Source organism: Streptomyces fumanus (assembly GCF_014655295.1).
Lineage (GTDB): Bacteria > Actinomycetota > Actinomycetes > Streptomycetales > Streptomycetaceae > Streptomyces > Streptomyces fumanus.
This window is the reverse complement of sequence record NZ_BNBI01000010.1, coordinates 126,237-148,386: the sequence shown is the minus strand read 5'-3', so window position 1 is coordinate 148,386 and position 22,150 is coordinate 126,237. Positions and strand designations below refer to the sequence as shown.

Below are 22,150 nucleotides of genomic sequence, written 5' to 3'. Positions count from 1 at the left end.
CTTGCGCTCTCCCTCGTGCCAGCCCAATACCCACGGAACGCGACGGGAAAGCAACCGGAGGTAGGGTCGAAGTGTTCAACACCCGTCAGAGCTGGCCGGATTCCCGCCGGCTCGGCGCCCGAACGGCAGGAGAGATGAGCGTGCAGCAGGAGGCCGGAGTCGGCAGCGAGGCGTTGGAGGTCTGGATCGATCAGGACCTCTGTACCGGCGACGGCATCTGCGCCCAGTACGCGCCCGAGGTGTTCGAGCTGGACATCGACGGTCTGGCCTACGTCAAGGGCGCGGACGACGAGCTGTTGCAGGCCCCGGGGGCGGCAACGCCCGTGCCGCTGCCGCTCCTCACGGACGTCGTGGACTCCGCCAAGGAGTGTCCGGGCGAGTGCATCCACGTACGTCGGGTTTCGGACAGGGTCGAGGTCTACGGTCCGGACGCAGAGTAACCAAATCGTGACCATTCATGCACAGTCCGTGACCGTGTCTGATTTCTCACAGCCTTCCGGGCGGGCCCTCCGTCAGACCGCGTGGGCGCCGGCCGGGGTGGAGCGGACGAACGCGCCGTTCTTCCACTGCCACTTCGCGCCGTCCTTGAGGTCGGGGCAGCAACTGGGCACGTCCGGGGACGAGTAGCCGAGCAGCGTGGCCTGTACCGCGCCGTCGCGCACCGAGAAGTCGGTGACCGTGCGGCGGTCCGCGGGGTCCACCAGGGTGGCCACCACGCGGGGCTTGCCGCCGGCGGCGTCCCGGGTGAGGACGTAGACCCCGTCGGGCGGGGTGCCCATGGGGGCGTCGCAGTGCACCACGGCCACGGTCTCCGGGCGGCCGTCGCCGTCCAGGTCGCCGCTGGCCTTCTTCTGCACCAGCGCCTTGACCGGGCCGCACTCCAGGGGGAACGCGGCAGTGGCGGGGTCGGGGGGCGCGAGGTGCGCGGTCCCGCGCCCGTGGCCGGCCGGCTGGGCCGCCGTGGCGGCGTCGGGCTGGAGGACGGCGGAGAGGGCCACCACGGCGGCGACAGCGGTGGCGGTGGCGACCCAGTGGATGGGACGGGTGTGGCTGTGCGCCAGGTCCGGAACGGCGGGGTGCTGCACGAGGAGTGTCTCCTGTGAGGGCTGTGCCGGTGGGGTGTCCAGCATCGTGCCACACGTCACAGTGCGGGGGAACGGCGGGGTGGGTACCCGGGGTGGTTCACCGCCGGGTGCCGCGTCCGGTCGTCCGCAAGGTGCGTCTGCCGTGCGGCCGGTCAACGACGGCACGCCGTGGCCGAGTTCCCGGCAGGTGGCGGGAACTCGGGCACGGCGTGCGTACGTTGGTGCTGGTGGCGGGGCGGCTCAGCGGCCGGCGCCGCCGCCGGCGTTCGGGCCCTCGTAGTCCTCGCCGTAGGCGCCCTTCGCGGGGCGTCGGCGGCGCATGGGCGGCTCCACGCCGTCGGCGAGGCGGCGGGCGGTGAGCAGGAAGCCGGTGTGGCCGATCATCCGGTGGTCCGGGCGGACGGCCAGGCCCTCGACGTGCCAGTTGCGGATCATCGTCTCCCAGGAGGTCGGCTCGTTGAAGCAGCCGATCTCCCGGATGGACTCCACGGTCCGGGCCAACTGGGTGGTGGTCGCCACGTAGCAGCAGAGGATGCCGCCGGGGACGAGCGCCTTGGAGACGGCCTCCAGGCACTCCCAGGGGGCGAGCATGTCGAGGATGACCCGGTCGACGTCCGTGTCGGACAGGTTGTCCTGGAGGTCGCCGACGGTGAGCTGCCAGGCGGGGTGCGGGCCGCCGAAGTAGCGCTCCACGTTCTGCCGCGCGATGTCGGCGAAGTCCTCGCGGCGCTCGTAGGAGTGCAGCATGCCCTGGTCGCCGATGGCGCGCAGCAGGAAGCTGCTGAGCGAGCCGGAGCCGACACCGGCCTCCACGACGCGCGCGCCGGGGAAGATGTCGGCGAAGGCCAGGATCTGCCCCGCGTCCTTGGGGTAGACCACGGCGGCGCCGCGGGGCATGGACAGGACGTAGTCGGGGAGCAGGGGGCGCAGCGCGAGATAGGCGACGTTCCCGGTGGTACGGACAACGCTGCCCTCGGGAGCGCCGATCAGCTCGTCGTGCGGGAAGGAACCCTTGTGGGTGTGGAAGTTCTTCCCGGCCTCGAGCGTGAACGTGTAGTGGCGGCCCTTGGGATCGGTGAGCTGAACCTGGTCCCCGACCTTGAAGGGCCCGCGCCTGCGGGCGGCACCGGTCGGTTCGGACATGTGACCAGCGTACCGGTCTCCGGAGGGGGCGCCGACCACGGTGGGGGCGGGCGGGCCCATGTCAGGAGGGGCGGGCCATCGCCTTCACGAAGGCGCGTTCCACGTCGGCCGCGGACAGCACGCCGTAGATCTCGCCGGTCTCCTCGACCACGAGGTACTCGGAGGCCGGGGTGGCGCGCAGGGCGTCGAGCAGGTCCTCGCCCGCCAGCTCGGCCGAGACGCGCATGCCGTCGGTGAGGTCCTGGGCGAGGCCGCCGACCGCGACCCAGGGGCGGCGGTGCTCGGGTACGCCGACGATGGCGGCCTCGCGGACCAGCGCGAGCGGGGTGCCCTCGGCGTCGACGACGACCAGGGCGCGGGCCCCGGCGGCGTTGGCGCGGCGGAGCGCCTCGGAGAGCGGGGTGTCGGCCTCGACGGGGACGGCACGCCGGGTGAGGTTGCGGGCGCGCAGCTCGGGCAGGTGTTCGCGCAGCCGGGCCATCCGCAGGCTGTTGCCGGCGCCGGTCCAGATGATCGCGGCGAGGATGGCGGCCAGCAGGGCGTCCATGACGGTGTCCATGCCGACGTTGTCCACGGCGTCGGAGCCGAGGGCGCCGGACTGGGTGAGCAGCGGCAGTCCGATCAGGACGCAGATGGCGAGCGCCCGGCCGACCCAGGCGGCGGCGATGGTGCCGGTCATCGGCCTGCCGCTGATCTTCCAGACGACCGCGCGGAGCATCCGGCCGCCGTCCAGGGGGAGGCCGGGGAGCAGGTTGAAGGCGGCCACGATGAGGTTGGAGATCATCAGGCCGGCCAGCAGGACGCCGGGGACGGTGCCGGGCTCGACGGGCAGCAGGGCGAGGTAGAAGACGCCGGAGAGGACCAGGGAGAGCAGCGGTCCGACGAAGGCGAGGACGAACTCGCGGCCGGGGGTCTCCGCCTCCTTCTCGATCTCGGAGACGCCGCCGAAGAACTGGAGCTGGATGCGGCGGACCGGGAGGGCGAAGCGGAGCGCGGCGACGGTGTGGGCCAGCTCATGGACGAGGACGGAGGCGTAGAAGGCGACCGCGAAGAAGAGGGAGACCAGGTAGCGGGCGGCGCCCAGCTCCGGCAGCACGCGGTCGAGCTGGCCGCCGAAGACCCAGGTGATCAGGGCGGCGACCAGGAACCAGCTCGGGGCGACGTACACGGGCACGCCGAACGGCCGCCCCATCAGCAGCCCGCCGCCGGGCTCGCGGGGCCGCCGCGGCGGGGGGCCGGAGGGGGGCGCGGGGCGCCCGGCGGCGGGCGCGGAGGTCGGCCGCTCCCCCGCGTCTGCCCTCCGTGCGCCGTCCCGGTCACCGTCGTGGTCGCCCGGGCGGGCCGGTCCGCCCGGGCCGTCCGGTGCGTCGCTCTGTCGGTCCGGTACGGGCTCGGGCGGTACGTCGTGATCGCGGGCGTCGGCCGGGGCCGGTGAGGCCGGGGCGGGTGGAGCCGGGGCAGGTGAGCCCGGGGCGCCGGTGTCCGGCTCCGGGCGGGGGGTGCCGCCGTCGGGGGCCGGGTCGGGGCGTGCGGGGCCCGGGGCCGGGGGCCCGGCGTGGTGCTCGGCCGGCTCGTCGCTGCCGGACCGCGGCTGCCCGCTCCCGCCGCTCACGTCCACGGTGTCCCCTCGATCGAAGCGTCTCCCGCGCCTGCCGGGCGGAAGGGTCTCGGGTCGATGGTATGCGGCAGTCGCGGACCGTTCCGCCCCGGCACCCCAGTGCTTCCCCCGCGCCACAGGGGTCACACGGGTCACGCTGGTCACATGAGTGAGGACGTCCCGGCGGCGGCTGGGGCGATGTCAGTGGCGGCCCGTAAGGTCTGGGGGCATGGAGACGAGCATCGAGGGCGCCGTGGCGGACACCGGCGGTTCCGCCGCGCCGGTGGACCCGCCGGTGGCGGCCGCACCGCAGCCGACGCCGGCGGCGACCACGGCGGCAGCCACGGTGGTGGCGACCACGGCGGCGGCGACGGCGACGACGGCCGTGGCGGAGCGCGCGGCGGACGCGGACCCGGCCGCCACCCCTCAGCGCGCCGCCGCGCCCCCCGTCTCGCTCTCGCCCTCCCGGGCCGGCGACTTCATGCAGTGCCCGCTGCTCTACCGCTTCCGGGTGATCGACAAGCTGCCGGAGAAGCCCACCGAGGCGGCGACCAGGGGCACCCTGGTCCACGCGGTGCTTGAGCGCCTGTTCGACGCCCCGGCGGCCGAGCGCACCGCGCCGCGCGCCAAGGCGCTGATCCCCGGGCAGTGGGACCGGCTGCGCGAGAGCCGCCCGGAGGTCGTCGAGCTGTTCGCGGACGACCCCGAGGGCGAGCGGCTGGCGCGCTGGCTCGGCGAGGCCGAGCGGCTGGTCGAGCGCTGGTTCACGCTGGAGGACCCCAGCAGACTGGAGCCGGCCGAGCGGGAGCTGTTCGTCGAGGCGGAGCTGGACTCCGGGCTGAGGCTGCGCGGCATCATCGACCGGGTCGACGTGGCGCCCACCGGCGAGGTGCGGATCGTCGACTACAAGACGGGCAAGGCGCCCCGCCCGGAGTACTCCGAGGGCGCGCTGTTCCAGATGAAGTTCTACGCCCTGGTGGTCTGGCGGCTGAAGAAGGTCGTGCCCCGGCGGCTGCAACTGGTGTATCTCGGCAGCGGCGACGTCCTGACGTACGACCCGGTCCCCGCCGACCTGGAGCGGGTGGAGCGCAAGCTGCTCGCGCTGTGGGAGGCGATCCGGCTGGCGACCGAGACGGGTGACTGGCGGCCGCGTCCCACGAAGCTCTGCGGCTGGTGCGACCACCAGGCGCACTGCCCGGAGTTCGGCGGCACTCCCCCGCCGTACCCGCTGCCGGTGAGGGCGGCCGGTCCGGGTTCCGCCGCGCAGGGCAGAATGGGGCCGGACTAGCGAGAAGGAGACTTACGTGGCCATCCGCGTCCTACTGGTCGACGACCAGCCGCTGCTGCGTACGGGCTTCCGGATGATCCTGGAGGCCGAGCAGGACATCGCGGTCGTCGGCGAGGCCGGGGACGGCCTCCAGGCCCTCGACCAGGTGCGGGCGCTGCAGCCCGATGTGGTGCTGATGGACATCCGTATGCCGCGGATGGACGGGGTGGAGGCGACCCGGCAGATCACCGGCCCCGGGCGGGACGGCCCGGCGAAGGTGCTGGTGCTGACCACCTTCGACCTCGACGAGTACGTGGTGGAGGCGCTCCGGGCCGGCGCCAGCGGCTTCCTGCTGAAGGACGCCCCGGCCAACGAACTGGTGCAGGCGATCCGGGTGGTGGCGGCCGGCGAGGCGATGCTCGCGCCGAGCATCACCAGGCGGCTGCTCGACAAGTACGCCACGCACCTGCCCTCCGGCGACGAGCCCGTCCCGGACACCCTGCACACGCTCACCGAGCGCGAGGTGGAGGTGCTGAAGCTGGTGGCGCGGGGGCTGTCCAACGCGGAGATCGCCGCGGACCTGTTCGTCAGCGAGACCACCGTCAAGACCCATGTCGGGCATGTGCTGACCAAGCTGGGGCTGCGCGACCGGGTGCAGGCCGCGGTGTACGCGTACGAGAGCGGACTGGTGCGGCCCGGCGCGCAGTGACCGCCGGCCGCGCACGGCGACGCGAAGGGCGCCCCTCCCGGACGGGAGGGGCGCCCTTCGCGTGCGCGGTGCGGGGCGGATCAGCCGCTGACGCCCCGGCTCAGCTCCCACAACTGCAGCGAGGCGGAGGAGTTCAGGACGTAGGCCGTGCCCGTGATGTCGTCGCGGGCGGCGACGTACTGCTTGCCCTGCCACAGCGGCAGCAGCGGGACGTCCTGGGCGGTGATCTTCTGGATCTCCGTCAGGCTCTCCACGGCGGACAGCCGGTCGGCCTCACGGCGCGACTGCGGGATCAGCGTGTTGATGATCTTGGCGTTGGAGTACGGCGAGTTGAGGGTGTTGTCCTTGTCCAGGAAGGGCGCGATGAAGCTGTCGGCGTCCGGGAAGTCCGGGAACCAGCCCATGCCGTAGACGTCGTACTCGCCCTTGCGCTCGGCCACGCTGAACTTCTCCCAGGGGGTGCCCTGGATGTCGATGTCGAACAGGCCGCTGTCGTTGAGCTGCCGCTGCAGTTCCTCGAACTCCTGCTTGGTGACCGAGCCGTAGTGGTCGGTCGTGTAGTGCATCGTCAGCTTCACCGGGGTGGTGACCCCGGCCTCGTCCAGCAGCGCCTTGGCCTTGGCCTGGTCCGGGTCGCCGTACTGGTTGAAGAACGAGTTGGAGTGGCCGGTGATGCTGGCCGGGACCATCGAGTACAGCGGCTCGGCCTGGGAGCCGTAGACCTTGGAGACCAGCTCGTTGCGGTTGATGAGCTGGGCCATGGCCTGGCGGACGGCCTTGTCCTTGACGGTCGGGGCGGTCGTGGTGAAGGCCAGGTAGCGGATCTCCAGGCCGGACACCTCGACCAGGTCCACGGCGCCGTCGGAGGCGTTGGACAGCTTCTGGACCTGCTCCGGCGTCATCGAACGGGTCATCAGGTCGATGTCGCCCTTGTCCAGGGCGGCGCCCATGGACTCGGCGTCCGCGAAGGAGACGATCTCGGCCTTGTCGTTGTTCACCTTCAGGCTCCCCTTGTAGTTGGGGTTCTTGGTGAACACGGCCTTGGTCATCACGCCGCCCTTGACCTCGGGCTTCATGGTGTACGGGCCGGAGCCGGACACCTCGAAGCCGTCGCGCAGCTTGTCCTTGGCGTAGTCGTCGGGGTTGACGATGCCGGCGACGGGGGTCGACAGCTTGAACGGGAAGGTGGCGTCCGCAGTGTTGAGATGGAAGATGATCTCGCGGTCGCCCTGCGTCTCGATGGTGTCGATGGTCGACAGCAGCGCGAAGACGCCGTTGTCGGACTTGATCGACAGGGCCCGCTCCATCGAGTACTTCACGTCGGCGACGGTGACCGGGTCGCCGTTGGAGAACTTCAGGCCGTCGCGCAGGGTGCAGGCGTACCGCTCGTTGCCGGTGTCGGTGAACCCGCACTTCTCGGCGGCCTCGGGCACCGGCTCGCCGTCGCCGCGCGGCATGGTCATCAGCGTCTGCTGGGTCTGCCGCAGGATGTTCCAGGTGCCGACGTCGTAGGCGTACGCCGGGTCCAGGGGCGCGGGGGCGGCCTCCGAGGTGGTGAACCGGTCCGTGGTGCCGACGACGATCGCGTCACCATCGCCGCTGCCACCGTCGGACCCGCCACACGCGGCGAGCACCGGCGCGAGCAGGCCGACAACGGCCGGCAGCACCAAAGTCTTGCGGTTCATGCTCGAGTTTCTCCAGAGCTGTCGGGTCCGTGTATCCGGCAAGCGGGGGTGTTGCCGCCGATCACGGGGGTAAGGGCCGAGGTTTCTCGCGACGAGATTAGTCCGCGCCCGCAGCGGGGCCCGCAGCCACCGGAGTTGGCCCCTCATCACGCAGCGAAACCGGGTGCGGACGCACCGAAAACCCGACAGCGGAAGCTTTGGTGCAGGGTTTCACCAATCAGGACACATGGGCACGCCGCCGGCCCGTGAAGCCCCGTCGACAGCACACGCCCCGCACCCTGTCGACCCCCCGGAACGTGGCGAACGTCACAGCATGGACGGCCTGGTCGGCCGGGAGAATTCGGCCGCGCCGAGGGGCGGGAATTACTCGCGGGTCATCTCCGCGCCCGTGCGGCGGCGGCTTACCGGAATTCCCGCGCAATCGCCGCTGCACGCTGGGTGAACGCTTCAGCTTATGCGCGTCATCAGATCGCGCAGAAATGCCAGGTCGACCTCTTCGAGCGAGCCGACGACGGTCCGCCGGGCGCCCGGGGTGATGGGGGCGACGGAGGGCACGGCGACCACCCGGCAGCCCGCCGCCTCGGCCGCGGCGACGCCGGTCGCGGTGTCCTCGACGACGGCGCACCGGGCCGGGTCCACCCCGAGGCCGGCCGCGGCGGCCAGATAGGGGTCGGGGTGCGGCTTGGTGCGCGACACCTCGTCGCCGGCCACCGACAGCGCGAAGTGGTGGGCGCCCAGGGAGCCCAGCACCCGGTCGACGACGCGCCGGTGCGAGGCGGTGACCAGGGCCGTCGGCATCTTGTGCGCGGACAGCTCGGCCAGCAGCCGCTCGGCGCCCGGCATCAGCGGCAGGTCGCGGCCGATGCGCTCCTCGAAGCCCTCGTTGAGCAGCACACTCAGCTCGGCCAGCGAGATGTCCGCGCCGGTGGCCTCGATCAGGAAGCCCGCGCTGCGGCTCATGGGGCCGCCGACCACGACATGGCGCCAGGACTCGTCCAGGGTGTGGCCCAAGGCGGCGAAGACCTCGACCTCGACGTCCCACCAGAAGCCCTCGGTGTCCACCAGGGTGCCGTCCATGTCGAGCAGTACGGCCTGCAGGGCGGACCCCTCGGCCGTACGGGTGCTGAGCGCGGGAACCGTACTGGTCATCCACAACCTCCTTGAGGGACGATCAGGCCGGTTCCCTGGGACGGGAACCGGCCTGCGGTGGACCGACCAGTGTACGTCGCCCGCGCGCGAAGCGCCGGACGGGACCTCAGCGGGCGTTGAAGTACTTGGCCTCGGGGTGGTGGATGACGATGGCGTCGGTGGACTGCTCGGGGTGCAACTGGAACTCCTCGGAGAGGCGCACGCCGATGCGCTCGGGCTCCAGCAGGGTGGCGATCTTGGCGCGGTCCTCCAGGTCGGGGCAGGCGCCGTAGCCCAGGGAGAAGCGGGCGCCCCGGTACTTCAGGGCGAACATGTCCTCCATGTCGGCCGGGTCCTCGCCGGCGAAGCCGAGTTCGGCGCGCACCCGCGCGTGCCAGTACTCGGCGAGCGCCTCGGCCAACTGGACGGACAGGCCGTGCAGTTCCAGGTAGTCCCGGTAGGCGTTGGCCTCGAACATGCGGGCGGTCTCCGCGCCGATGCGGGAGCCGACGGTGACCACCTGGAAGCCGACCACGTCCCGCTCGCCGGACTCCTCCGGGCGGAAGAAGTCGGCCAGGCACAGGCGCCGGCCGCGGCGCTGGCGGGGGAAGGTGAAGCGGGTGCGCTCGTTGCCCGCCTCGTCGAGGACGATCAGGTCGTCGTCCTTGGAGACGCACGGGAAGTAGCCGTAGACCACGGCCGCCTCCAGCAGGTTCTCCGTCTGGAGCCGGTCCAGCAGGCCGCGCAGCCGGGGCCGGCCCTCGGTCTCCACCAGTTCCTCGTAGGTGGGTCCGTCGCCGGTGCGGGCCTGCTTCAGGCCCCACTGGCCCTTGAACAGGGCGCCCTCGTCCAGCCAGGAGGCGTACTCCTTGAGCGGGATGCCCTTGACCACGCGGGTGCCCCAGAAGGGCGGCTCGGGGACCGGGTTGTCGGTGGCCACGTCGGAGCGGACGTGGCCGGCCTCGGGGCGCTCCTCGACCTCGACGGTGGCGGCCCGGACCCGGCGCCGGCGCAGCTCGGGCAGCTTGGCGCCGGGGACGCCGCGCTTGATGCCGATGAGGGCGTCCATCAGGCGCAGGCCCTCGAAGGCGTCGCGGGCGTAGCGGACCTCGCCCTCGTAGATCTCGTGCAGGTCCTGTTCGACGTAGGCCCGGGTGAGGGCGGCGCCGCCGAGGATGACGGGGTAGTCGGCGGCCAGGCCGCGCTGGTTGAGCTCCTCCAGGTTCTCCTTCATGATCACCGTGGACTTGACCAGGAGTCCCGACATGCCGATGACGTCGGCGCGGTGCTCCTGGGCGGCCTCCAGGATCGCGGAGACAGGCTGCTTGATGCCGAGGTTGACGACGGTGTAGCCGTTGTTGGACAGGATGATGTCGACGAGGTTCTTGCCGATGTCGTGGACGTCGCCGCGGACGGTGGCCAGCACGATGGTGCCCTTGCCCTCGTCGTCGGTCTTCTCCATGTGCGGTTCCAGATAGGCCACCGCGGTCTTCATGACCTCGGCGGACTGGAGCACGAACGGCAACTGCATCTGGCCGGAGCCGAACAGCTCGCCGACCACCTTCATGCCGTCCAGCAGCGTCTCGTTGACGATGTCCAGGGCCGGGCGGTCCTGGAGGGCCTCGTCCAGGTCCTGTTCGAGGCCGTTGCGCTCGCCGTCGATGATCCGCCGCTTGAGGCGCTCCTCCAGCGGCAGCGCGGCCAGTTCCTCGGCCTTGGAGGCGCGCAGCGACTTGGCGGTGGCGCCCTCGAACAGGGCCATCAGCTTCTGCAGCGGGTCGTAGCCCTCGGCGCGGCGGTCGTAGATCAGGTCGAGGGCGGTGGTGACCTGCTCCTCGTCGAACCGGGCGATCGGCAGGATCTTGGAGGCGTGCACGATCGCCGAGTCCAGGCCGGCCTTGACGCACTCGTCGAGGAAGACGGAGTTGAGCAGGATGCGGGCGGCCGGGTTGAGGCCGAAGGAGATGTTGGACAGGCCGAGGGTGGTCTGGACGTTGGGGTGGCGGCGCTTCAGCTCGCGGATGCCCTCGATGGTGGCGACGCCGTCCTTGCGGGACTCCTCCTGGCCGGTGCAGATGGTGAAGGTCAGACAGTCGACGAGGATGTCCTCCTCGCGGATGCCCCAGTTGCCGGTGAGGTCGGCGATCAGCCGTTCGGCGATCTCGACCTTCTTCTCGGCGGTGCGGGCCTGGCCCTGCTCGTCGATGGTGAGCGCGATCAGCGCCGCGCCGTGCTCCTTGGCCAGCTCGGTGACCTTGGCGAAGCGGGACTCGGGGCCGTCGCCGTCCTCGTAGTTCACCGAGTTGATCACCGCGCGGCCGCCGAGCTTCTCCAGTCCGGCCCGGATCACGTCGACCTCGGTGGAGTCCAGCACGATCGGCAGGGTGGAGGCGGTGGCGAACCGGCCGGCCAGCTCCGCCATGTCGGCGACGCCGTCCCGGCCGACGTAGTCCACGCAGAGGTCCAGCATGTGGGCGCCCTCGCGGATCTGGTCGCGGGCCATCTCCACGCAGTCGTCCCAGCGGCCGTCCAGCATCGCCTCGCGGAACTTCTTCGAGCCGTTGGCGTTGGTCCGCTCGCCGATGGCCAGGTACGAGGTGTCCTGGCGGAACGGCACGGACTGGTAGAGGGAGGCGGCGCCGGGCTCGGGGCGGGGGTCGCGCTCGGGCGGGGTGACGCCCCGGACCCGCTCCACGACCTGGCGCAGGTGCTCCGGCGTGGTGCCGCAGCAGCCCCCGACCAGGGAGAGGCCGTACTCGCGGACGAAGGTCTCCTGGGCGTCGGCCAGCTCGGGCGCGGTCAGCGGGTAGTGGGCGCCGTCCTTGCCGAGGACCGGCAGACCGGCGTTGGGCATGCAGGACAGCGGGATGCGGGAGTGCCGGGCCAGGAAGCGCAGGTGCTCGCTCATCTCGGCGGGGCCGGTGGCGCAGTTCAGGCCGATCATGTCGATGCCGAGCGGCTCCAGCGCGGTCAGGGCCGCGCCGATCTCGGAGCCGAGCAGCATGGTGCCGGTCGTCTCCACGGTCACCGACACGATCACCGGGAGGTCGAGGCCGAGGGCGTCCAGGGCACGGCGGGCGCCGAGCACGGCGGCCTTGGTCTGCAGCAGGTCCTGCGTGGTCTCCACCAGCAGCGCGTCGGCGCCGCCCGTGACCAGGCCCTCGGCGTTGCGCTGGTAGGCGTCGCGCAGGGTGGTGTACGGGGCGTGGCCGAGGGTGGGGAGCTTGGTGCCGGGGCCCATGGAGCCGAGCACCCAGCGCTGCCGGCCGTCCCGGGCGGCGAACTCGTCGGCGACCTCGCGGGCCACCCGGGCGCCGGCCTCGGACAGCTCGTGGACGCGGTGGGCGATGTCGTACTCGCCGAGGGCGGAGTGGTTGGCGCCGAAGGTGTTGGTCTCCACGCAGTCCACGCCGGCGGCGAAGTACTCCGCGTGCACCGAGCGGACGATGTCGGGCCGGGTCAGGTTCAGGACCTCGTTGCACCCCTCCAGTTGCTGGAAGTCGTCCATCGAGGGGTTCTGGGCCTGGAGCATGGTGCCCATCGCCCCGTCGGCGACCACCACACGGGTGGCGAGGGCCTCGCGGAGGGCGGTGACACGGGTCCGGGTGTCGGCGGGCGGGGTGGACGGCGACGAGGCCATGAAAAGGGGCTCCCTTGGTGCGACGGCTGTCGGCTTTGCGCCCTCGGCGGGAGTGTCCGCGAGCGGTGCGCGCGGAACGCCCCGGGCAGGACGCACGCCGCCAGGGTAGCCGGGACCCGGGGCTGATGGTCAGTCCGTCCACGGGACGGACGAGGATGAGACGGCTGCCGGGACCCGCCGCCGGGGGGCGGGTGCGGCGGCCGGATGCCGACCTGCCATTGGCGACAGGTCGGCATGGACCGGTAGTGTTCGGCAATGCCGAACAGCGGCACTGCCGACCCGCGGCAGCGACGTCGCGGGTCGACGGTCGGACGGGACGGAGGCACTACGGCGATGGCACGGAACATCCAGTCGCTCGAACGGGCGGCCGCGATGCTGCGCCTGCTCGCGGGCGGCGAGCGGCGGCTCGGCCTGTCGGACATCGCCTCCTCGCTGGGCCTCGCCAAGGGCACCGCGCACGGCATCCTGCGCACCCTGCAGCAGGAGGGCTTCGTCGAGCAGGACGACGCCTCCGGGCGGTACCAGCTCGGCGCGGAGCTGCTCCGGCTGGGCACCACCTACCTCGATGTCCACGAGCTGCGGGCGCGCGCCCTGGTGTGGACGGACGACCTGGCCCGCTCCAGCGGCGAGAGCGTGCACCTGGGCGTGCTGCACCAGCAGGGCGTGCTGATCGTGCACCACGTCTTCCGGCCCGACGACAGCCGGCAGGTGCTGGAGATCGGCGCCATGCAGCCGCTGCACTCCACGGCCCTGGGCAAGGTGCTCTCCGCCTACGACCCGGTCGCGCACAGCGAGGTGATGGAGACCGAGCGCAAGGCGTTCACCGACCGCACGGTCTGCGAGCCGGCCGCCTTCGAGCAGGTGCTCGACCTCACCCGGGCACGGGGGTACGCGGCGGACATCGAGGAGACCTGGGAGGGCGTCGCCTCCATCGCCGCCCCCATCCACGACCGGCGGCGGATGCCGGTCGGCTCGGTGGGCATCACCGGGGCCGTGGAGCGGCTGTGCCGGGACGGTGAGCTGCGGCCCGAGCTGGTCGCGGCGGTCCGGGACTGCGCCCGCGCGGTCTCGCGGGACCTGGGCGCCGGACGCTTCTGAGCCGCCTGGGCGCGGCGGACGGGACCGGAACGCGGGGCGGCGTTCCGGTCCGCGGCTTACCCTGATGTCCCCACGAAGGCCCACCAAGACCCGTATAAGTCAAAAAGGCGACAGAAGCATAGGAAGATCACTCGGCCGAACCGGTCGATAACGATCGTGGTTTCCGCAACAGAACTCTTGACGCATGTGTGACGCCGGGGCAAGACTCCCGTCCATCGGTCGGCATTGTCGAACACTTACCGGCAATACGCGCTAGAGTGTGACAACGCCAAGGGCCGCCATCCCCTGGACGAAGGACAAAGGAGTCGCGGGTGTCCAGCTCCGACATCTTCATCGGCGAGACCATCGGTACCGCCATACTCATCCTGCTCGGCGGCGGCGTCTGCGCCGCCGTCACGCTCAAGGCATCGAAGGCGCGCAACGCCGGCTGGGTCGCCATCGCGCTGGGCTGGGGCTTCGCCGTCATGGTCGCCGCCTACATCTCGACCCCGCTCTCCGGTGCGCACCTGAACCCGGCGGTCACCCTGGCCCTGGCGATCAAGGACGGCGACTGGAGCGACGTCCCGCTCTACTGGGGCAGCCAGCTCCTCGGCGCGCTGATCGGCGCCGCCCTGGTCTGGATCGCCTACTACGGGCAGTTCCACGCCCACCTCACCGACAAGGAGATCGTCGGCGGGCCCGGCGCCCAGACCACCACCGCCAAGGCGGTCGAGGCCCAGGAGAAGGGCGCGGGCCCGGTCCTCGGCGTCTTCTCCACCGGCCCGGAGATCCGCAACACCTGGCAGAACCTCGCCACCGAGATCATCGGCACCTTCGTGCTCATCCTCGCCATCCTCACCCAGGGGCTGAACCAGGACGGTGACGGCCTCGGCGCGCTCGGCGTCCTCATCACCTCCTTCGTCGTGGTCGGCATCGGTCTCTCGCTCGGCGGTCCGACCGGCTACGCCATCAACCCGGCCCGTGACCTCGGCCCGCGCATCGTGCACGCCCTGCTGCCGCTGCCCAACAAGGGCGGCTCGGACTGGAGCTACGCCTGGATCCCGGTGGCCGGCCCGCTGATCGGCGCCGCCGTCGCCGCGGGCGTCTACAACGTCGCGTTCGCGTGAGCGCCGCCGCCACCCACCGCCACCACCACGGACCTCAGGAGCACACAGTGACCGACGCCCACACCGCCGGACCGTTCATCGCCGCCATCGACCAGGGCACCACCTCCTCGCGCTGCATCGTCTTCGACCGCGACGGCCGCATCGTCGCCGTCGACCAGAAGGAGCACGAGCAGATCTTCCCCAAGCCGGGCTGGGTGGAGCACGACGCCAACGAGATCTGGGCCAACGTCCAGGAGGTCGTCGCCGGAGCCGTGCGGAAGGCCGGCATCACCCGCGACGACATCAAGGCGATCGGCATCACCAACCAGCGCGAGACCACCCTGGTCTGGGACAAGAACACCGGCGAGCCCGTCCACAACGCCATCGTCTGGCAGGACACCCGCACCGACGCCCTCTGCCGCGAGCTGGCCCGCAACGTCGGCCAGGACCGCTTCCGCCGCGAGACCGGCCTGCCGCTGGCCTCCTACTTCGCCGGCCCCAAGGCCCGCTGGCTGCTGGACAACGTCGACGGCCTGCGCGAGCGCGCCGAGGCGGGCGACCTGCTCTTCGGCACCATGGACACCTGGGTCATCTGGAACCTGACCGGCGGCGTCGACGGCGGCCGGCACGTCACCGACGTCACCAACGCCTCCCGCACCCTGCTGATGAACCTGCACACCATGGCGTGGGACCAGCGGATCTGCGAGTCGATCGGCGTGCCCGCCCAGATGCTCCCCGAGATCCGCTCCTCCGCCGAGGTCTACGGCGAGATCAAGGGCGGCAAGCTCGGCGAGCTGCTCGGCGGCATCCCGGTCGCCTCCGCGCTCGGCGACCAGCAGGCCGCCCTGTTCGGCCAGACCTGCTTCGCCGAGGGCGAGACCAAGTCGACGTACGGCACCGGCACCTTCATGCTGATGAACACCGGCGACAAGATCATCAACTCCTACAGCGGCCTGGTCACCACCGTCGGCTACCAGATCGGCGAGCAGAAGCCGGTCTTCGCCCTGGAGGGCTCGATCGCCGTCACCGGTTCGCTGGTGCAGTGGATGCGCGACCAGATGGGCCTGATCTCCACCGCCGCCGAGATCGAGACCCTCGCCCTGTCGGTCGAGGACAACGGCGGCGCCTACTTCGTCCCGGCCTTCTCCGGCCTGTTCGCCCCGTACTGGCGCTCCGACGCCCGCGGGGTGATCGCCGGCCTGACCCGGTACGTCACCAAGGCGCACCTCGCGCGCGCCGTGCTGGAGGCCACCGCCTGGCAGACGCGGGAGATCGCCGACGCCATGACCAAGGACTCCGGCGTGGAGCTGACCGCCCTCAAGGTCGACGGCGGCATGACCTCCAACAACCTGCTGATGCAGACGCTCTCGGACTTCCTGGACGCCCCCGTGGTGCGCCCGATGGTCGCCGAGACCACCTGCCTCGGCGCCGCCTACGCCGCCGGCCTCGCCGTCGGCTTCTGGAACAGCACCGACGACCTGCGCGCCAACTGGCGGCGGGCCGCCGAGTGGACCCCCCGCATGGACGCGGACACCCGCGCCCGTGAGTACAAGAACTGGCTCAAGGCCGTCGAGCGGACCATGGGCTGGCTCGAGGACGAGGAGTAAGAACCGCAATGACCACTCAGCCCACCCTGACGTCCGTACCTGCCCTGGGCACGCACCCGGCCTCCGGCTCCAACCCGAGCCGCGCCGAGACCCGGGAGCAGCTCGCCAAGGCGTCGTACGACCTTCTCGTCATCGGCGGCGGCATCCTGGGCATCTCCACCGCCTGGCACGCCGCGCAGTCCGGCCTCAGGGTGGCCCTGGTCGACGCCGGCGACTTCGCCGGCGCCACCTCCTCCGCCTCCTCCAAGCTGCTCCACGGCGGCCTGCGCTACCTCCAGACCGGCGCGGTGAAGCTGGTGGCGGAGAACCACTTCGAGCGCCGTGCGGTCTCCCGCCAGGTCGCCCCCCACCTGGCGAACCCGCTCACCTTCTACCTCCCCGTCTACAAGGGCGGCCCGCACGGCGCGGCCAAGCTCGGCGCCGGTGTCTTCGCCTACTCGGCGCTGTCCGCCTTCGGGGACGGCGTCGGCCACCTGCTCTCCCCCGCCAGGGCCCAGCAGGACGTGCCCGAGCTGCGCACCGAGAACCTCAAGGCCGTGGCCGTCTACGGCGACGACCAGATGAACGACGCCCGGATGGCGCTGATGACCGTCCGTGCGGCCGTCGAGGCGGGCGCGGTCGTCCTCAACCACGCCGAGGTGACCGGGCTGCGCTTCACCCGGGGCCGGGTGACCGGCGCCGAGCTGAAGGACCGGCTCTCCGGCGAGGAGTTCGGCGTCAGCGCCCGCCTGGTGCTCAACGCCACCGGCCCCTGGGTCGACCACCTGCGCCGGATGGAGGACCCGGGCGCGGCCCCGTCCATCCGCCTGTCCAAGGGCGCGCACCTGGTGCTCAAGCGCACCTCGCCCTGGAAGGCCGCGCTGGCCACCCCGATCGACAAGTACCGGATCACCTTCGCCCTCCCCTGGGAGGACATGCTGCTGCTCGGCACCACCGACGAGGAGTACGAGGGCGACCCGGCGGACGTCGCCGTCAACGACAAGGACATAGCCCAGATCCTGGACGAGGCCGCGTTCTCCGTCCGGGACCAGCAGCTCGACCGGGACCTGATCACGTACGCCTTCGCGGGCCTGCGGGTGCTGCCGGGCGGCCCCGGCGACACCGCCAAGGCCAAACGGGAGACGGTCGTCACCGAGGGCCGGGGCGGGATGCTGTCCGTCGCGGGCGGCAAGTGGACCACCTTCCGGCACATCGGCCGTACGGTCATGAAGAAGCTGGAGGCGCTGCCGGGCCACCCGCTGGGCGACGACTTCGAGCCGATCGCCTCGCTGCCGCGGAAGCTGCCGCTGCCCGGCGTCGCCAACCCGCGCGCGGTCGCCCACCGGCTGCTGGTCGACGGTCCGGCGCCCGGCCCGCGGATGGCCCCCGACACCGCCCGGCACCTGGCCACCCACTACGGCTCGCTGGCCTTCGACATCGCGCGGCTGGCCAACGAGAACCCGGAGCTGGGCGAGCGGGTCCACCCGGACGCCCCGGAGATCTGGGCGCAGGTGGTCTGGGCCCGGGACCACGAGTGGGCCGAGACCCCGGACGACGTGCTGCGCCGCCGGACCACGCTGACCATCCGCGGCCTGGCCACGGACGAGGTCCGCGCGAAGGTCCAGGACGTGCTGGACAAGAAGTAGGGCCTCCCGGCGAGGACCTCCCGGCGAGGACCTCCCGGCAGGGGCCTCCCGGCAGGGGCCCCTCCCGGCGAGCGCGGCCCCCCGGCCACGGTCGGCCGGCACCCCATAATGGCCTGATACATCGGATGTCTGAGCGGCGTCCGGGCGAGGCAGGGAGGCCGACCGTGGCAGTCACCGACGAGGCGATCGAGAAGATCAAGGGCATGATCGTCTCCGGCGCGCTGCGGCCCGGCGACCGGCTGCCCAAGGAGAGCGAGCTCGCCGGTGAACTGGGCCTGTCCCGCAACTCCCTGCGGGAGGCCGTCCGCGCCCTGTCGCTCATCCGCATCCTGGACGTGCGCCAGGGCGACGGCACCTACGTGACCAGCCTGGACCCGCAGCTCCTGCTGGAGGCGCTCAGCTTCGTGGTCGACTTCCACCGCGACGACACGGTCCTGGAGTTCCTCGCGGTACGCCGCATCCTGGAGCCGGCCGCGACCGCGATGGCGGCCGGCCGGATCGGCGAGGCGGAACTGGACGCGCTGGACGCCCAGTTGGACGCGCTCGGGGAGGAGCCGTCGGTGGAGACGCTGGTCGCCTGCGACCTGGAGTTCCACCGGGGCATCGTGCGCGGCTCGGGCAACACGGTCCTGTGCTCCCTGCTCGACGGGCTGTCCGGGCCCACCACCCGGGCCCGGGTCTGGCGCGGCCTGACCCAGGAGGACGCGGTCGGCCGCACCCTGCGCGAGCACCGGGCGATCCTCGCCGCGCTGCGCGACCGGGACGCGGAGGCCGCCCGGTCCTGGGCGACGGTGCACATCGCGTCGGTGGAGCAGTGGCTGCGCTCGACCCTGTGATCTTCCGGGTGTTCGAGCCCGGAGAACGGGGCAGTGATCCGTTCACTCCCCCGTGCAAGGGGGTCGCGGGCGCCCCCGCGGCACGCCGTAAGGTTGGGACGTACGCGAGGGCACGTCGGAAGGAGGCGCTGGGTGATCGAGCTGGAGGGGGTTCCCGAGCTGATCGACCCAGTCATGGTGGCCGCGTTCGAAGGCTGGAACGACGCCGGCGACGCCGCCTCCACCGCGGTCGCGCACCTGGACCGGGAGTGGAAGGGCGAGGTGTTCGCGGCGCTGGACGCCGAGGACTACTACGACTTCCAGGTCAACCGGCCCACGGTGTTCATGGAGGCCGGCGTCCGCAAGATCACCTGGCCGACGACCAGGCTGTCGGTGGTCCGGGTCGGCGGCGAGAAGCCGCGCGACCTGGTGCTGGTGCGCGGCATCGAGCCGTCCATGCGCTGGCGCTCGTTCTGCAACGAGCTGCTGGGCTTCGCCCACGAGCTGGGCGTGGAACTGGTGGTCATCCTGGGTGCCCTGCTCGGTGACACCCCGCACACCCGCCCGGTGCCGATCAGCGGGACCACCTCGGACGCGGACCTGGCCCGCCGGATGGACCTGGAGGAGACCAAGTACGAGGGTCCCACCGGCATCGTCGGCATCCTCCAGGAAGCCTGCACGCACGCGGGCGTACCGGCGGTGTCGCTGTGGGCGGCGGTGCCGCACTACGTCTCGCAGCCGCCGAACCCGAAGGCCACGCTCGCCCTGCTGAACCGGCTGGAGGACCTGATCGACGTGCGCATCCCGCTGGGCGAGCTGCCCGAGGACGCGCGCGCCTGGCAGGTGGGCGTCGATCAGCTCGCCGCCGAGGACAGCGAGGTCGCCGAGTACGTGCAGACACTGGAGGAGGCCCGGGACACCGCGGAGCTGCCGGAGGCGTCGGGCGAGGCGATCGCGCGGGAGTTCGAGCGGTATCTGCGCCGCCGGGACGGGGCCGGACCGGGCGGGCACGCCACGGCGGACGGCGGCGACGGCCCGCCCGGCCCGCCGTTCCTGCGGGGCGAGCCGGGCGGCCGGCCGCGTCCGCCGAAGCCGCCGAGGACGGGCGGCGACGACGAGGAGTCGTCGGAGGAGTGACCGCCGGGGGCGCGTTCCACGCGGAGCGCGCCCCCGCCCGTCGTACGGCCCCGGGGCCGCCGTTCTCGCGTCCGGGGCCGCCGTTCTCGCGTCGGGGGCCGCCGTTCTCGCGTCGGGGGCCGTCGGTCTCGCGTCCGGCCGCCGTGGTGTCGTCCGGGCCGCCGTGGGTCTCCCCCGGCCCGGTCGTCAGACCCGGTCCACCGCCACCGCGTCGTACTCGGTGTCCGGCTGCGGCGGGTCCACGTCGAAGCGGGCGTTGGGCAGGTACAGCCGGTCGCCCCAGGCCGCCACGGTGGTGGGGATGCGGAACCGCGGGTCGGTGATGCGGGTGATCAGGGTGCCCCGGGTGCCGGCCGCGTCCAGGTGGAACACGTCGATGGCGTTCTGCCACTGCTGGACGGCGTACAGGGTCCGGCCGAGCAGCAGCAGACCGTCGCCGTTGGGGAGCCGGGCGGGGCCGAGGTCGACGGCGCGGGCGGTGCCGGTGCGCGGGTCGACGCGCATCAGGCCGCCACCGTCCGCGTAGGCGTTGACCACCAGCAGGGCGCTGCCGTCGGGGGTGCGTTCGATGCCGTTGGCGGTGAAGTCCGGGCCCTGCTCCCAGTCGCCGGTCAGCGCGACCGCCGTCACGTCCCCCGGGCGGCCGTGCCGGTCCAGGGCGAGCCGGTACAGGACGGCGGTGAAGGAGTCGGTGAACCAGGCGGCGCCCGGGGTGAGGATCACGTCGTTCACGAAGGCGCCGCCGGTGGCGTACACCTGCTCCGTCTCGCCGGTACGGGCGTCGACCACGCGTATCTCGCCGCTGTCGCCGCCGCTGACGAAGAGTCTGCCGCGCCGGTCGATGCGCAGCCCGACGGCGGCGTGACCGGGCCCGGGACCCTCGGCGATCACCTTGCCGCGCCCGGTGGCCAGGCTCGCCCGGTAGATGTCGCCGTCGGCGAGCGAGCCGAAGTAGGCGTACGGGGCGGCGCCGATGGTGATGCCCTCGGGCTGGAAGCCGTCCGGCAGCGGGAACCGCCGGGGCCACGCGGCGCCGGCGGACGGGTGCGGGGCGGCGGCGCGGGCGGTGCCACCGAACAGTGCGGCCGAGGTGAGGGCGGCGCCGCCGGTGAGCAGCGCGCGTCGGGCGAAGGAACGTGCCACGGTGCGTCCTTCCGCTACGGGGCCGGCCGTCGTCCGGCCGGCCGACTGCAGAGGATCACAGCCCAGCACACGGGCGGGGGCCTCCGCAGCGGTTGCGCGCGGAAGCCCCCTTGCCACTTCTGTCCCGGCCGGTCCCGGTTACAGGGCGACGCCGAGCAGCGCGTCCACGGCGCGGGAGACGACGCCGGGGGCGCCGGGGTCCGTACCGCCCGTCTCCTGCTGGCGCGCGGCCCAGCGGTCGACCGCGGCGAGCGCGGCCGGGGAGTCCAGGTCCTCGGCGAGGGCCTCGCGGATCTCCTCGACCAGCGCCTCGGCGGGCGGGCCGTCCGGCCGGGAGACGGCGGCCCGCCAGCGCTCCAGACGGGCGACGGCGTCCCGCAGCACCTGGTCGGTCCACTCCCAGTCGGAGCGGTAGTGGTGGGCGAGGAGCGTCAGCCGGATGGCGGCCGGGTCGACGCCGTCGCGGCGCAGCGCCGAGACGAAGACCAGGTTGCCCTTGGACTTGGACATCTTCTCGCCGTGCAGGCCGACCATGCCGGCGTGCACGTACGCCTTGGCCATGGGGAATTCGCCGGTGAGGACCTGGGCGTGCGAGGCGCCCATCTCGTGGTGCGGGAAGGCCAGGTCGGAGCCGCCGCCCTGGACGTCGAAGCCCATGCCGAGGTGGTCCAGGGCGATGGCGACGCACTCGATGTGCCAGCCGGGCCGGCCGCGGCCCAGCGAGCCGCCGTCCCAGCTCGGCTCGCCCTCGCGGGCCGCCATCCACAGCATCGGGTCGAGCGGGTTCTTCTTGCCCGGCCGCTCCGGGTCGCCGCCGCGCTCTGCGGAGAGCAGCCTCATCGCGGCGGCGTCGAGGTGGGACACCCCGCCGAAGTGGGGGTCGGACTCGACGGAGAAGTAGATGTCGCCGTCCAGGTCGTAGGCGGCGCCCGCGTCCCGGAGCCGTTCGACCAGCGGGACGATGCCCGGTATGGCCTCGACGGCGCCTATGTAGTGCTTCGGCGGGAGCATCCTGAGCGCGGTCATGTCCTCGCGGAACAGGGTGGTCTCCCGCTCCGCGAGGGCGGTCCAGTCGACGTTGTCGCGCCGGGCGCGCTCCAGGAGGGGGTCGTCGACGTCGGTGACGTTCTGGACGTAGTGGACCTGCCGCTTGGTGTCGAGCCACACGCGCTGCACGAGGTCGAACGCGTTGTAGGTCGCCGCGTGTCCCATGTGGGTGGCGTCGTACGGGGTGATGCCGCAGACGTAGATACGGGCGACGGGGCCGGGGTCGAGGGTCACCAGGCCCCCGGTCGCGGTGTCGTGGATCCTCAGGTCGCGGCCCTGACCAGGCAGGGCGGGGACCTCGGAAGCGGGCCAGGCATGCATGTCTTGAGCCTAACCGGA

Annotated in this window: 17 protein-coding genes; 9 read left to right on the top strand and 8 right to left on the bottom strand. The window is 72.3% G+C overall.

From position 1 onward, the window contains the following. Positions 1-134: 134 nt before the first annotated feature. A complete protein-coding gene (locus IE316_RS22790; protein ID WP_190206302.1) occupies positions 135-440 on the top strand; it encodes a ferredoxin in 306 nt (101 codons plus the stop codon). A 72-nt stretch (positions 441-512) separates the two neighbouring features. Here IE316_RS22790 and IE316_RS22785 read toward each other — a convergent pair whose 3' ends face one another. From IE316_RS22785 to IE316_RS22775, 3 genes are all read right to left on the bottom strand, one after another. After that, a complete protein-coding gene (locus IE316_RS22785; RefSeq protein ID WP_190206301.1) occupies positions 513-1,085 on the bottom strand; it encodes a hypothetical protein in 573 nt (190 codons plus the stop codon). A 240-nt stretch (positions 1,086-1,325) separates the two neighbouring features. Then, positions 1,326-2,228 (bottom strand): tRNA (adenine-N1)-methyltransferase, encoded by a 903-nt coding sequence (locus IE316_RS22780; protein WP_077800474.1) that lies wholly within the window; start codon positions 2,226-2,228, stop codon positions 1,326-1,328. A 61-nt stretch (positions 2,229-2,289) separates the two neighbouring features. Further along, positions 2,290-3,846, bottom strand: a complete 1,557-nt coding sequence (locus tag IE316_RS22775) for a site-2 protease family protein (RefSeq protein ID WP_190206300.1) — start codon at positions 3,844-3,846, stop codon at positions 2,290-2,292. A gap of 208 nt (positions 3,847-4,054) precedes the next feature. On the opposite strand from IE316_RS22775, the gene IE316_RS22770 reads away from it, so the two are divergent. Together IE316_RS22770 and IE316_RS22765 are read left to right on the top strand one after the other, a co-directional pair. Continuing rightward, positions 4,055-5,113, top strand: coding sequence for a RecB family exonuclease (locus IE316_RS22770; protein ID WP_190206299.1), 1,059 nt, complete (start codon positions 4,055-4,057; stop codon positions 5,111-5,113). A gap of 16 nt (positions 5,114-5,129) precedes the next feature. Beyond that, positions 5,130-5,801: a response regulator gene (locus IE316_RS22765; RefSeq protein ID WP_030179609.1), complete on the top strand. Its 672-nt coding sequence runs from the start codon at positions 5,130-5,132 to the stop codon at positions 5,799-5,801. Between the two features lie 80 nt (positions 5,802-5,881). Here the strand turns inward: IE316_RS22765 and IE316_RS22760 are convergent, their stop codons facing one another. The 3 genes from IE316_RS22760 to metH all read right to left on the bottom strand — a co-directional run bounded on the left by IE316_RS22760 (position 5,882) and on the right by metH (position 12,254). After that, the gene (locus tag IE316_RS22760) at positions 5,882-7,486 is read right to left on the bottom strand and encodes an ABC transporter substrate-binding protein (protein WP_190206298.1); all 1,605 of its coding nucleotides are present in this window, start codon (positions 7,484-7,486) and stop codon (positions 5,882-5,884) included. Between the two features lie 447 nt (positions 7,487-7,933). Next, positions 7,934-8,635 carry an HAD family hydrolase gene (locus IE316_RS22755; RefSeq protein WP_190206297.1) on the bottom strand — a complete coding sequence of 234 codons (702 nt, stop codon included), beginning with the start codon at positions 8,633-8,635 and terminating at the stop codon, positions 7,934-7,936. A 106-nt stretch (positions 8,636-8,741) separates the two neighbouring features. Then, on the bottom strand, positions 8,742-12,254 hold the full coding sequence (gene metH / locus IE316_RS22750) for a methionine synthase (RefSeq protein WP_190206296.1): 3,513 nt from the start codon (positions 12,252-12,254) through the stop codon (positions 8,742-8,744). Between the two features lie 333 nt (positions 12,255-12,587). Here metH and IE316_RS22745 point away from each other — a divergent pair, with 333 nt between their 5' ends. From IE316_RS22745 to IE316_RS22720, 6 genes are all read left to right on the top strand, one after another. Beyond that, the gene (locus IE316_RS22745) at positions 12,588-13,352 is read left to right on the top strand and encodes an IclR family transcriptional regulator (RefSeq protein ID WP_190206295.1); all 765 of its coding nucleotides are present in this window, start codon (positions 12,588-12,590) and stop codon (positions 13,350-13,352) included. A 311-nt stretch (positions 13,353-13,663) separates the two neighbouring features. Further along, positions 13,664-14,458 (top strand): MIP/aquaporin family protein, encoded by a 795-nt coding sequence (locus IE316_RS22740; protein ID WP_190206294.1) that lies wholly within the window; start codon positions 13,664-13,666, stop codon positions 14,456-14,458. A 47-nt stretch (positions 14,459-14,505) separates the two neighbouring features. Then, positions 14,506-16,044 (top strand): glycerol kinase GlpK, encoded by a 1,539-nt coding sequence (gene glpK, locus IE316_RS22735; RefSeq protein ID WP_190206293.1) that lies wholly within the window; start codon positions 14,506-14,508, stop codon positions 16,042-16,044. Between the two features lie 8 nt (positions 16,045-16,052). Further along, positions 16,053-17,669 (top strand): glycerol-3-phosphate dehydrogenase/oxidase, encoded by a 1,617-nt coding sequence (locus tag IE316_RS22730; protein ID WP_190206292.1) that lies wholly within the window; start codon positions 16,053-16,055, stop codon positions 17,667-17,669. Positions 17,670-17,833: 164 nt separating this feature from the next. Beyond that, the gene (locus tag IE316_RS22725; protein WP_190206291.1) at positions 17,834-18,505 is read left to right on the top strand and encodes a FadR/GntR family transcriptional regulator; all 672 of its coding nucleotides are present in this window, start codon (positions 17,834-17,836) and stop codon (positions 18,503-18,505) included. A gap of 132 nt (positions 18,506-18,637) precedes the next feature. Continuing rightward, on the top strand, positions 18,638-19,621 hold the full coding sequence (locus IE316_RS22720; protein ID WP_190206290.1) for a PAC2 family protein: 984 nt from the start codon (positions 18,638-18,640) through the stop codon (positions 19,619-19,621). A 186-nt stretch (positions 19,622-19,807) separates the two neighbouring features. On the opposite strand, the gene IE316_RS22715 is transcribed toward IE316_RS22720, so the two are convergent. Next, on the bottom strand, positions 19,808-20,764 hold the full coding sequence (locus IE316_RS22715; protein ID WP_190206289.1) for an SMP-30/gluconolactonase/LRE family protein: 957 nt from the start codon (positions 20,762-20,764) through the stop codon (positions 19,808-19,810). A gap of 138 nt (positions 20,765-20,902) precedes the next feature. Next, positions 20,903-22,132 carry a cysteine--1-D-myo-inosityl 2-amino-2-deoxy-alpha-D-glucopyranoside ligase gene (gene mshC, locus IE316_RS22710; protein WP_190206288.1) on the bottom strand — a complete coding sequence of 410 codons (1,230 nt, stop codon included), beginning with the start codon at positions 22,130-22,132 and terminating at the stop codon, positions 20,903-20,905. Positions 22,133-22,150 lie beyond the last annotated feature (18 nt).